This is a genomic window from Halorubrum sp. ASP1 (assembly GCF_005435135.1).
Taxonomy (GTDB): Archaea; Halobacteriota; Halobacteria; order Halobacteriales; family Haloferacaceae; genus Halorubrum; species Halorubrum tropicale.
In genome coordinates, this window is the sequence record NZ_SGUA01000020.1 from 1 (window position 1) to 12,154 (window position 12,154).

The 12,154-nt window shown below is 71.1% G+C and carries 9 protein-coding genes and 1 tRNA gene; 6 read left to right on the plus strand and 4 right to left on the minus strand.

Going from position 1 to position 12,154, the window contains the following annotated elements; all coding sequences use genetic code 11:
- Nucleotides 1–186: 186 nt before the first annotated feature.
- The 5 genes from EXE48_RS17250 to EXE48_RS17270 all read left to right on the plus strand — a co-directional run bounded on the left by EXE48_RS17250 (nucleotide 187) and on the right by EXE48_RS17270 (nucleotide 2,921).
- Nucleotides 187–262 (plus strand) — tRNA-Cys (locus EXE48_RS17250).
- Between the two features lie 79 nt (nucleotides 263–341).
- A complete protein-coding gene (locus EXE48_RS17255) occupies nucleotides 342–1,181 on the plus strand; it encodes a DUF8231 family protein (protein ID WP_514111751.1) in 840 nt (279 codons plus the stop codon).
- A gap of 90 nt (nucleotides 1,182–1,271) precedes the next feature.
- On the plus strand, nucleotides 1,272–1,478 hold the full coding sequence (locus EXE48_RS17260; protein WP_053770242.1) for a hypothetical protein: 207 nt from the start codon (nucleotides 1,272–1,274) through the stop codon (nucleotides 1,476–1,478).
- Nucleotides 1,479–1,624: 146 nt separating this feature from the next.
- Nucleotides 1,625–2,239 (plus strand): VOC family protein, encoded by a 615-nt coding sequence (locus EXE48_RS17265; protein WP_137712104.1) that lies wholly within the window; start codon nucleotides 1,625–1,627, stop codon nucleotides 2,237–2,239.
- Nucleotide 2,240: 1 nt separating this feature from the next.
- A complete protein-coding gene (locus tag EXE48_RS17270) occupies nucleotides 2,241–2,921 on the plus strand; it encodes an alpha/beta hydrolase (protein ID WP_137705465.1) in 681 nt (226 codons plus the stop codon).
- Nucleotides 2,922–3,035: 114 nt separating this feature from the next.
- On the opposite strand, the gene EXE48_RS17275 is transcribed toward EXE48_RS17270, so the two are convergent.
- From EXE48_RS17275 to EXE48_RS17290, 4 genes are read right to left on the minus strand one after another with little or no spacing between them, the layout of a single operon-like run.
- On the minus strand, nucleotides 3,036–5,081 hold the full coding sequence (locus EXE48_RS17275) for a SpoVR family protein (protein ID WP_137712105.1): 2,046 nt from the start codon (nucleotides 5,079–5,081) through the stop codon (nucleotides 3,036–3,038).
- Nucleotides 5,078–6,466: a DUF444 family protein gene (locus tag EXE48_RS17280; RefSeq protein WP_137712106.1), complete on the minus strand. Its 1,389-nt coding sequence runs from the start codon at nucleotides 6,464–6,466 to the stop codon at nucleotides 5,078–5,080. The genes EXE48_RS17275 and EXE48_RS17280 overlap by 4 nt, the downstream gene beginning before the upstream one ends.
- A complete protein-coding gene (locus tag EXE48_RS17285; protein ID WP_137712107.1) occupies nucleotides 6,457–8,862 on the minus strand; it encodes a kinase anchor protein in 2,406 nt (801 codons plus the stop codon). The genes EXE48_RS17280 and EXE48_RS17285 overlap by 10 nt, the downstream gene beginning before the upstream one ends.
- 2 nt (nucleotides 8,863–8,864) lie before the next feature.
- Entirely contained in the window at nucleotides 8,865–10,940 is a 2,076-nt protein-coding gene (locus EXE48_RS17290; RefSeq protein WP_121601031.1) for a PrkA family serine protein kinase, read from the minus strand.
- Nucleotides 10,941–11,403: 463 nt separating this feature from the next.
- Between EXE48_RS17290 and EXE48_RS17295 the strand changes: the two genes are divergently transcribed.
- Nucleotides 11,404–12,144 carry a DUF1028 domain-containing protein gene (locus EXE48_RS17295; protein WP_053770235.1) on the plus strand — a complete coding sequence of 247 codons (741 nt, stop codon included), beginning with the start codon at nucleotides 11,404–11,406 and terminating at the stop codon, nucleotides 12,142–12,144.
- The last annotated feature ends 10 nt before the right edge of the window (nucleotides 12,145–12,154 follow it).

The following is a 12,154-nucleotide window of genomic DNA, read 5'->3' on the forward strand; positions in this document are numbered from 1 at the left end:
GTATCGTGAAGTACTGGAGTGAGCGATCCTCTGGGAACCACGAGTCGCCGCCTGCCCACTCATACGGGAATACTCCCACCACAGCCCACGGACAGCGCGTCCGTGGGCTTTCTTCATATCCAACGAGCCGCAGGCCCGTGGCCGACCGCTAAACTTAAACGCTCAACAGCGGTACGTTCGGACGGCGCCAAGGTGGCAGAGTCCGGTCAGACGCAGCGGCCTGCAGAGCCGCCCAACGCCGGTTCAAATCCGGCCCTTGGCTTCCGTTTCTTCGCCTCCGTCGTGCCCGCAAACTGCCCCGCTTAGTAACCGTTAAACACCGGGTGACCCATGCGTCAACTATGCAACGACGCGCTGTGGCCGTGTTCGTCGCGCTCTTCCTCGGTGTCGCGGGCGTGGCGGGCGCGCTGACTGCGACGGCTGAGAGTCCCGAAATCGCCTTCGAGAACCCGGAGATTGACGCCTCGCAAAACGAGTCGATCGAGGTCGGCGGCCAGTCGTACGTGGTGGCCGACATCTCGGAAAGCGAGAACGACGCGGGACAGATGGTCATCTCGGGGACACTCGAACGCGAGTTCACGACGCAGACCTCCGAAACCTGGGCGAACGGGTCGACGGTTTCGGTCGACGACCGCGAGTGGCGCGTCGAGATCGGCGGAGAGAACGCCACAGAGTTCACGCTCGTCGAGGTGCTCAACCGACAGGCGATCCTTGAGGCCGACGACGACGCCGAAAACGAGACGGTCACGCTCGACGACGGCGAGTACGTCGCGGTGACCGACGAGAGCGGCGAGCGGACGCTCGTGCCCGCCGACGAGTACTTCCCCGCGCCCGAGGAGCGGACGCACCCGTCGGGCGACACGCTCGAATACGACGGACAGACGGTTACGGTCGACGAGGTGACGGCCGGCGGCGCCGTCCTCGTGTGGGAGACCACCGAGACGGAGACGGTCGAGATCGCCCAGGAGTCGACGGTGACCATCGGCGACACCGACTACGCCGCGCACTTCCCCGACGCCTCGACGCTTCGGATGACGACCGACGTCGAGTCGTACCAGGCGCAGGTCACCGAGATAGAACGGTTCAACCAGTACAACAGCGGTCTCACGCGCGTCCTCGTTCTCTCCGTGCTCTCGTCGATCATGCTCGCCGGGATGGCCTTCATCCCGTCGCGGTACTGATCGACGCCGAACGGGCGATTTTCTTCGGCCGCGTTCTACCGACCGCATTTTCACCGACAACCACTACTCGGCGGGACCGCTACGGGGCCTATGACTTCGACAGCGGAGAAGGTACGACAGCTCGCGCCCCACTGGGCGGTGATGTTCATCGTCATGTTCGTCGCGCTGGCTGGCGTCGAGCGCCTCGCCGGCGAGGTCGGGCTCGCGGCGTCGCTGGTGATCGTCTTCGTCATCGCCGTCGCGTATCCCGTCGCGGTCCGGGCGCTCGGCGTCGCGCCGCCCGTCTGGCGGCGGTGACGGCGGGCCGCCGCGGTCGACGGTCCCGCCCCGCCGGGTGTGCGTCCGCCGACTGACGCCGCGGCGGTCGACGGATAACACCGGTGTCAGCCGGTCACCGTCCCGTCCCTTTCGTTTTTATACGGCTCGGCCGCCTTCCGATCGGTATGAGCGACGAGAACCCGGCGGCCGTCACGCCGGAACTCCCGGACGCACCGTTCCACACCAGCGGCACCGACCACATCACGGTCTGGGGGAGCAACCAGGAGGACACCCTTGCCTTCTACCGCGACCTGCTCGGGATGCCGCTCGTGTTGCGGCAGCCGAACCTCGACGACCCCTCGCAGACGCACCTGTTCTTCGACACCGGCGACGGGCGGATCCTCACGGTGTTCGTGAGCGACGAGCGCGCGTCCGCGCGCGGCCAGCGCGTCAGCACGGGCGCCGTCCACCACCTGTGTTTCAGCGTCGAACCCGACGAGTACGAGGACATCATGGCGGCGCTTGAGGAGGCGGGCAAGGGGTACAACGTGTTCGACCGCGGCATCTTCCACTCGATTTACACGCAGGACAACAACGGGCTCGTCGTCGAGCTGTCGGCCGACAAGTACGAGATCCCGGCCGACCGGAAGGGAGAGGTGTTCGCGACCGCGCAGCGCCTCCGCGAGGAGGACGACGCCGACTTCGCGCAGGACCGTCACATGGAGGGGGCCCTGGAAGAGCTCGGCCTCCCGGTGAACAAGCATGACCTACCGGACGCCGACGCCGGCGTGGGGGTCTGAGATGACCGGGCGCGACCCGGGTCCGCACGCGGGCGACGACCCGCACGGCGACGAGCCGCTGGTCACGGCCGGCGCGTCGCTCGACGACGCGGCCGCGGCGCTCGTGCTCGTCCACGGCCGCGGCGCGACCGCCCGCAGCGTCGTCGACTTGGGCGAGCGGCTGGCGGGGGACCGAGAGGTGGCGATTCTCGCGCCCGCGGCCGCCGGCAACACCTGGTACCCGAACTCCTTCCTCGCGCCGGTCGCCGACAACGAGCCCGGGCGGAGCTCCGGGCTGCGAGCGGTCGGCGCCGCGGTCGACCGCGCGGTCGACGCCGGGATCGCCCGCGACCGCGTCCTCGTCGGCGGCTTCTCGCAGGGCGCCTGCCTCGCGAGCGAGTTCGTCGCCCGCAACCCGACCCGCTACGGCGGGCTCGCCGTCTTCAGCGGCGGGCTGATCGGCGAGACGGTCGCGGTCGACGGCTACCTCGCGGCGGGCGACGACCCCCTCGCCGGCACCCCGACGTTCGTCGGGTGTAGCGACGTCGACCCGCACATCCCCGAGGAGCGGGTCCACGAGACGACCGACGTGCTGGAGGCGCTCGGCGCCGACGTCGACGAGCGGATCTACGAGGGGATGGGCCACGGGATCAACGACGACGAGGTCGCGGCGGTGTCGGAGCTGGTCGCGTCGCTGGCGTAGCTCGCCCTCGTTCGTCACGAAACGTCGCGACCGACGGCCGCAGCGCCGGCAGCGCCGCCGCGAACGGCCCGCCGACAGGTCCCGATCCGCGGGGGCTCGCGGCGGCTCTCCCGCTCACGCCAGCCAGTCGTCGGGCTTCGTGTCGTAGTCCGCCTCGTCGGCGGCGATCCGCGCCTCGATCGCGTCGTCGAGGTCGTGTTCGGTCACCTCGCCGCCGTCGTACTGGAAGCGGACGCCGACCTCGGTGCCCTCGGGCTCCTCGCCGCGCCGCTTGGCGCGTCGGACCTCGCCGTCGTCGTACTCGACGCGGATCGTCGCGAGGTTCACCGGGCGCCCCCACAGCTCGAAGACGCGCTTCAGCGTCGCCCTCGCGCGCTCCTCGTCGAGCGCGACGCCGTTGTACCGGTGCCCCAAGAGCAGTTCGCCCCGGTTCCGGAAGTTCCCGTCCAACACGACGATCGTCGGCTTCCCGAAGTTGGTGAACCGGAGGAGCAGCTTCTTGCGCACGTCGTCGGCGTCGACGCTGGCGACGCGGTGCTCCCCGGCGGCCCGGCTGTACTCGTAGGTGAAGTAGTTCCCCTCGCGGACGAACTCGTCGGTGAGGAACGCGTCGATGAACGTCACGTCGTTGTGGCTCTCGCGCACCTCGAACATGCGCTCCCAGCCCGCCCCGCGGTCGACGTCGTCGATCGCGGCGGCCACCGTCTCGTACCGGTCGACGTCGAACAGGTACCGGGCCTGCTCTTCGAGCACCTCTCGGGAGACGTCGCGGAGCGCGCCCCGGTGTTCCGGCCGCGAGAGGACGTAGTGACGCTCCGCGAGCCCCTCGCGCGTGAGCAGCTTCCACGGGTACCGCTCGACGTCGATCCCCTCGGGCCCGTCGCCGGCGGACAGCGCCCGGTCCACCGCTTCGCCGTCGACTCGCGGGTCGCCGTCGGCGGCCATCTCGGCCAACTCGTCCAGCGTCGCCGGGCCGGCGCCCGCGATCGCCGGGTGGGGTTCGAGCAGGTCGGCGACCTCGTCGAGGTCGATCCGGGAGTGGAAGTTCTCCGGGGTCACGCCCTCGACGCGGAGCAGCTTGTCGAGCACCTCGCGACGCGCGGCCCGCAACTCGACGTGCGTCCACAGCTCGAACCCGAGCTTGTAGGGGTTGAGGCCGGGCGAGCCGAGCACGCGGGCCATGTGGTCGGCGTACGTCAGGAACTCGTCGGGCCCGGCGAACCCCTCGCCGCCCATCATCACCGACTCCCAGTACGTCGCCCACCCCTCGTTCATCACCTTCGTCTGCTTCTGTCCGGCGAAGTAGTACGCCTCCTCGCGGATCGCGTCGATAACGGTCGTCTCCCACGGCTCCCGGTCGACCGCCTTCCCGCTCTCGGGGTCGTACCGCTTGCCGTGGTCGCGCAGGAACGCGAGCACGTCCGGGCGCGGCGCCTCCGGCTCGACTCCCTCCCCGCGCGCTTCGAGCCACTCGTCGTCGAACACGTCGCGCCGCACCTCCTCGGAGAGGTCGAGGTCGTCGATCCGCGCCTCGATCGCCGCGAGCGGGTCCTCGTCGCCGTCGCTCACGTCCGCGGCGATCCCCGGGTCCGCCACGGAGCGGGCGGCGTCGACCGGGCTGTGCTGGTCGATCGTGTCTTCCAGGGCGCTCACGGCGTCGATCAGCCGCTCGACCGCGTCGCGGTCGACGTCCGTCCGCCTCGCGATCGCCGCGATCCGGTCCGCGTTGCGCTCCAGCCGCGCCGCCGCGTTCGGGCCGTCGTCGCCGCGGTCGGCGTAGAGCCCGAACCACTCGTTGTTCGCGAAGAAGTCGGCGTGCGCCTCGACGTGGGTGATGACGGCCTTCTGGTCGGCCGCCGAGTTCGACTCCTGGAGGAAGGCGTGCGCCGGGTCGTCGTTGTTGACGATCTCGAACGCCTTCCCCAAGCCGTGGCGGTCCTTCTTCCGCTGGCGCTCGTAGTTCATCCCCCACCGCCAGTGCGGGTAGCGCCGCTGGAACCCGCCGTAAGCGATCAGCTCGTTCATCTGACCGTGGTCGACGATCCAGTACCGAACCGGGTACGGCTTCAAGCCGAGCCGCTCCGCCAGCTCGCGGGCCTCCCGGGCGGGCTCGTCGAGGGCCGCGGCCTCGCGTTTCGCCTCGACGCGGTCGTCCCTCATCGCCGGTCACCCCCGTCGGTCCGCCCGCGGGCGGCGGGCCCGCCGCGGCCCGCGCCGCCGTCGCTCGACGACTCGGTGCTGAGGATCTCGTAGATGGCGTCCGTCACGTCGTCCGGCTCCGAGACGCGCGCGACGGCCACGTCGTCGGCGTCGGCGAACGCGGCCTCGACCTCGTCGGCGTGGCGGGCGTTCGCGGCGCCGTCGCCGGGCTGGGTCTCGACGTACGCCTGGAGGTTGGCGTCGATCGACTCCATCGCCGGGATCACGTTCTCCGCCGTGTCGCTGCCGGCGTTCTCCGAGTCGCCCGCGGCGAACACGTACCGGTTCCACTCGCTGTACGGGTACTCTTCGAGGAGCTCCTCGACGAGGTCGTACGCGCTGGAGATGCGGGTGCCGCCGCCGGACTGGATCCCGAAGAACTCCTCGCGGTCGACCTCCCAGGCCTCCGCGTCGTGGACGACGTAGCGGAACTCCGCGGCGTCGTACTTCCCGGTCAGGTACCAGTCCATCGGGGTGAACACCCGCTCGACGAGCTCGCGTTTCGTCTCGCGCATCGAGCCGGACGCGTCGCGGACGTTGACCACGACGACGTTGCGCTCGCGCTTCTCGATCACCTCCGGGTGACGGAACCGCTCGTCCTCTCGGCGGAACGGGACGCTGTCGAGCCCCTCGCGCCGGATCCGCTGGGTGACCGGCTCGCGGTCGACCGCCTCGTCGAGCGCGTCGAAGCTCTCCCAGCGGTCGAGCGCCGCGACCGGCTCGCCCCGCTCCTCGGCGAGCGTCGCGGCCGCGTCGGCGATCCACGCCCGGGAGACGGGGATCCCCTCGCCGCGCGCCCACGCGAACACGTCGTCCACGTCGGCGCCGTCGACGAACAGTCCCTCGCGGACGTAGTCGCCGTCGAAGTCGGTCGCGAGGTGCCGCTTCAGCCCGCGCTTGAAGAACTCGTCGACGTCGAGGGTGCCGCGCGGCCCGGAGCGCGCGGTGTCGGTGAAGTCGCCCTCCACCTCCTCGACCACCCGCTTCCCCTTCGGTTCGAGGTCGAGCCCGAGCGCCTCGTCCAGCTCGCGGGCGAACTCCTCGGGGTCCATCTCGTAGTACTCGTGGTCGCCGCCCTCCTCCCCCGGGTCGCCCTCCTCGTCGCCGTCGCCCGGCTCGGGGTCGACCGGCTGGCCGGGCTGCGGCTGGCCGTCGCCGCCCTGCCCGACCCCGCCGGCGGAGCGCTGGTCGTACTCGAACGACGGGAGGTCGACCACCTTGATCGGGATCCGGATCCGGTCGGCGTCGGAGCCGCCGAGGTCGCCGTGGCCGATGAACTCCGCGAGGTCCTCCCGGCGCGTCTCGCCGACCTCGCGGAACCGCTCGCGGTCCTCGGTCAGTCCCACGGGTCGTCACCCCCGTTGGAGCCGGCGCCGCCGTCCGGCGCCTCGCCGTCGGCGTCCCCGCCGTCGACGTCGGGCCACTCGTCGCGCACGTCCGCCATCACGGCGCGGCTCGCCAGCTCCGCGGACGCGCGGCTGTACCCGCGCTCGCACAGGCGGTCGATCGTCTCGGCCTTCACCCGCTCGGTCTCGGTGTCGGCGGGCGGGTCGGGCCACGCCGCGGGGTCGAGGTCCGGGAACCGCCGCTTCACGTCCGCGAGGTCGTTCGCGTCGATCACCGCCTTCAGCTCGGGCACCTCCCCGAGGTCGACCTCGTCGACGCTGAACTCCTCGCCGCGGTTGCGCCACGCGTACCGCGTGAGTCCGCGGATCACCCGCTCGCGCCGGAAGCGCTCGACGTCGCGGCCGGGCTCGGTCCCGCGGTACTCGCCCTCGTCGAACCGCCCGAGCGTCTCCGTCTCGAACACCTTCATCGCGAGCGGGTCCGGCGCCGCGTCCTCGCGGTCGCGCGCCGTCGGGTCCGCCTCGTCCCACGCGTACACGTGCTCGACGTACTCCGCAACGGTCTCGGTCGGGACGGTCTCCTCGGCGAGCATCGCGTCGATCACGTCCTCGCGCTGCCGCTCGCGGATCCGCGCCGCGACCGGCCCGCGGCGCCCCTCGAACTCCGCGGCCTCGGCCCGCGAGAAGACGGGGGCGTCGGCGAGCCCGTCCGCCATCGCGTCGAGCACGTCCGTCGGGGTGACGACGCGCTCGACCGGCAGGTCGGGGTGGCTCCGGTCGGCGGTCGTCGCGAGCAGGTCGGCGACCGCGTCGCGGGCGTAGGTGACCGGGATCCCGTTCCGGCCGTCGCCCGCGGCGAGGTCGACGTCGTCGACGGTCACCGCGTCGTCGCCGCGCCGGACCTCGCCGGTCTCGTACAGCGTCGCGGTCTCGATCAGGTCGAGGTCGCCGGGGAGGTCGTCGCCGTCGAGGCGCGTGACGACCGCGTACAGCGCCGCGGCCCCGATCGCGTGCGGCGCGACCTCGCGCTCGACCGCCCTCCCGTCGGCCTCCCGGACCTCGATCGACAGCGGCGCCGCCCCCGGGTCCCGGGCCCCCTCGTCGGGAGCGCCCCCGCGGCCGACGCCGGACGGGTCGGCGGCGCCGCCGGTCGCCTCCTCGACCGCGGTCGCCCCGGCGATCTCGCGGCGGAGCAGCCGCGCCTCCAGCCGGCGGTTCGTGAGGTACCGGAACTCGTGTTTCGAGAGCCGGCGCTTCAGGGCCTTCAGCGGGTCGGCGTCGCCGCGTTCGGCGTGGCGGTCCAGCTCCGCGTCGAGGTCGGGGTTCGAGATGACGACGAGCTGGGTGTCCAAGTCCATCCCGATCCCCTTGTCGAGCTTCACGCGCCGCTCGTCGGGGACGTTGAGCAGCCGCCGGAGCAGGTCGGCGTGCTGGCTCGCGTCCTCGACGACGGTGGCGACGCCGTTCCCCTGCGAGAGGACGCCGTCGTAGCTGAACGCCTGCGGGTTCTTCCGCCCGCGGGAGTCGAGCTCGCGGAGCATGCCGCCCATCCACGAACCGACGAGCCGCTCTTTCGCCGTCCCGTCGTCCTCGGCGTGGAGGACGCCGATCCCGCGCCCCACGTCGACCACGTAACTGGTCACGCGGAGGTGGTCGCGGTCGGTGATCGCCGAGAAGAGGTCACGGCGCCCGCGCTCGCGGTAGGCCGACTCCAGGTGGTCGTACGCCTCGCGGCTGAACGGGTCGAGCTCCACGTCGGCCGCGACGGGGTAGGCGTCGTCGTCGACCGCGTCGGCGATCGACTCCCGGACCGTCTCGGGGAACACCGACAGCGGGTGCGACTGGACCGGGCTGCGGTACCACTCCCCGGCGTCGCCGCCGTCGCCGTACGAGAGCGACGCGGCGCCGCCGCCGCCGACCCCGCCGGCGCCCGAGACGTTCCACTCGACGGTGTACCGCCGGCCGGCGTCCGTCTTCGAGAACGCGCGGAGCCCGTTGACCAGGCACCGCTTGAACTCCGACTTCCCCGTCGCGGTGGGGCCGTCGATCCAGACTATCGTCTCGTCGTTGCCCCGCCCGGTCGCGGCCGCGCGCAGGTCGTCGACGAACCCGTTGAGCGCGCGGGTGTTGCCGAGGACGGCGTGTTCGCCGTCGTTCGCCGGGTCGTCGAAGAACCGGTACCGGTCGAGCGTCTCGCCGCGCTCGCGGACCTCGCGGGTCCCGTACGACTCGACGGCCGCGAGGACGTACCCCGCACCGGACGCGGCCGCGGTCGGGTGCTCCAACACGCGGTCGACGTAGGACGCGAGGTCCATCGGCGGGTCGTACGCTCCCCGGAGGGCCTCGTCGGCCGCGCTCCGGAACCGCTCGCCGCCGGATCTGGTGCGGTCGCTCATTTTCAGTCCCCGTCGTCCGCCATCTCCGAGCGCGCGACCGCCGCGCCCGCGTACTCCAGCACCTCCGCGGCGCCGTCCTCGGAGTAGCCCCGGTCGACCAAGGCGTCGACCCACGCGCTCCGGTCCTCGTCGTCGAGGTCGGTCGCGGACACCAGCGCCGAGAAGTTGATGTTGTGCTTCTTGTCCTCCCACAGCTTCCGTTCGAGGGCCCGGCGGAGCCGGTCGTTCTCCTGCGGGTCGAACCCGCGGCCCTCGCGGGCGCGTCGGGACACCCAGTTCGACACCTCCTGCCGGAAGTCGTCCTTCCGGTCGGAGGGGACGTCGAGCTGCTCTTCGACGGCGCGCAGGAACGTCTCGTCCGGCTCCGTCTCCCGGCCCGTCAGCTCGTCGTCGACGGTGTCGTCGTCGATGTACGCCATCACGTGGTCCATGTACTTCTCGCCCTGCCGGCGGAGCTCGTCGACGTCGTACGCCAGCGCGTGGCGCACGTCCTCGATGGCGCGCTCGCGGTACTCCTCGCGGACCAGGTCGAGCAGGCGCTCGTAGCGGTCGAGGTCCTCGGCCGCGATCGACCCGTGGCCGCCGAGGTTCGCCTCGAAGTGGTCGAAGACGGACAGCGGCGAGAGGTGGCTGCGGTCGCGGTGGGTGGCGTCCATGATCGCCTCGGCGATCTCGTCGCCGACGAACCGCGCGGAGATGCCGTCCATCCCCTCGCCGATGTCGGCGGACTCGGCGGCGTCCTCGCGGAGCTTCCGCCGGTCGATCTCCTCGTCTTCCAGTTCGCCGTTGTACGCCTTCGCCTTCTCGACGAGAGTCACCGTCTCGTCGGTCGGCTCCTCTAAGCGGGTGAGCACGCCGAAGAGCCCGGCCATCTCCAAGGCGTGCGGCTCGACGTTGACGTTGGGCACGTCGGCGTTGGCGAGCATCTTCTCGTAGATCTTCGCCTCGCTCTCGTACTCTAACACGTACGGGTAGTCGATCCGCTTGGTGCGGTCGTTGAACGCCTCCATCTTCTCGTCGCCGGTCTTCTCGCGGTACTCCGGCATGTTCGTCCGACCGACGATCACCTGGTCGATGTCGATCCGCGGGTTGTTCTTCGGCTTGATCGTCGACTCCTGCGAGGCGTGGAGGAAGTCGTAGAGGAACTCCCGCTGGAGCTTCAACAGCTCCTCGCCGGAGAAGAGCCCGCGGTTCGCGTTACAGAACGCGCCGGCGTAGTCGAACGCGCGCGGGTCGGACTCGCCGTAGACGGCGAGCTTCGCGTAGTTGACGTCGCCGGTGAGCTCGGTCTCGTCCTGGTTCTTCTTGTCCTTCGGCTCGAACGTCTCGATGGACTGCCGGCGGTTCTCGTCGGCGACGAGCCGGACGACCTCGACGTGCTCGTCGAGGACGCGCTGGAGGTCGTCGTCGTAGTGGGCGAGCAGCTCGTTCAGGTAGAACTCCGAGGCCGGGTCGGGGTGCTGCTCGTTCCGCAGCGTGTAGGGCGCGTCGAGCCGCTCGTTGAGGTCGTCGATCACCGCCTGGCGCTGCGGCTTCGGGAGGAGGACGAGCGGGTCCTGGCTCATCGGCGAGCGGACCACGTCGTCGTCCGGGTCCTGGTCGTCGATCACCGAACAGAGGTCGACCCAGCGGAAGGTGTACATCCGGCCGGCGTCCTCGCGGGTGTACGCCTCGAAGTAGCGGCGCACCAGCCAGTCGAAGTGCGACTTGCCGGAGCCGACCGGGCCCAAGAGGAGTTTGATCCGCTTCTCGGGGCCGAGCCCGCGGGCGCCGGACTTCACCTTGTTGACGAACTCGTGGATCGCCTCGTGGACCTCGCGGCCGTAGAAGACGTTCTCGCCGTCGTGGAGCGGGTCCTCGGCGGCGAGCGCGTACTCGACGACGCCGTGTTCCTCGTCGTAGTGCGTCCCGTAGTGGTCGAACATGTCCGCGACGCGCTGGTGTGCGTTCCGTGCGATCTCGGGGTCGTCGTACAGCGCGTCGAGGTACCAGTCGAACGAGCGCGCCGCTCTGAGGTCGTCGGGGACCTCCGTCCGGTACTCCTCGCTGAGCCGTTCGAGCGTGTGTCGGTCTGCCATCGTATCACGTTCGCTCGGACCGCGAGGCGGTGTCGCCGGCGTGCGACGCGACGGCCGGAGCAGCGGCTCTCCGTGCGCGTGTCGGCAACTCGTCGAGCCGCGAGCGGCGCGTCGTCGGAGTGCGCGTCGGTGCCGGTGGACGCCTCGCCCGTATCCGAGGCTATATATGTGGGAGGGATTGGCACGGATAAGTATGTCGCCAGTTGACACCCGCCGCGATCCGTTCGGGGCCCTCGCCCTCGTCGGATCCGGCCGGTTCGCCGACGGTCCGTCAGTCGGTCTTATCAGCGGCTCGTGAGATCGACGGCGGGGGCGCGTCGCGACCCCCCGCGAAGCCCTCGCGCGCGGTCCGGACGCGGCGGGGCGCGTCGCAGTCGCGGTCGCCGCTCGCGAGCGCCGGCCGAGAACCGGAACCATCGGCCCCGGAGGGCACCCTTTTGCGAGTCGCCGCCGCAGACCCGGTGTGACGTTCAGCATCTGCGCTCGCGAGCGGTACACCGACGAGGGCGGCGACGACCAGATCCGGTTCGGCGTGGCGGTGACCACTCGGCTGCCGGGCGTCGGCACGCTGTGCCCCTTCGCGTCGTCCGACGGCGCGGTGGCGACCCAGTCGCTCGTCAACGTCGAACTGGGGCGGAAGGGGGTCGAGTACCTCGGGGACGGGCTCGCCGTCGACGACGCCCTCCAGGCGCTCCTGAACGCCGACGAGGGGAGCGCCCAGCGCCAGCTCCACGGCGTCGACGCCGACGGGACGTTCGCGTTCTCCGGCGACGAGTGTAACGACTGGTACGGCCACCGCGAGGGCGAGAACTACACCGTCGCGGGCAACCTCCTGACGGGCGAGGACGTGATCGCGGACACCGCGGCCGCCTACGAGTCCGACGCGCACGGCGACGCGCCGCTCGCCGAGCGCCTGATCGACGCCCTCGCGGCGGGCCACGCCGCCGGCGGCGACAAGCGCGAGGACCTCGAGGTTCAGTCCGCGGCGCTGCTCGTGCGGAACACCGAGGAGGAGGCCGACGATCCCTACTACAACGACCTCCGGGTCGACGCGAGCGAGACGCCGGTCGCGGACCTCCGCGAGACGTACGAGACCGCCAAGCGCGGCTACGAGACCATCTTAGAGAAGTACGCCGAGGAGGAAGCGGCGGACGACGAGAGCGACGACGACGGGGGCGCGGCCGACGACGCGGCCGACGAGTAGCGGGCCCTCG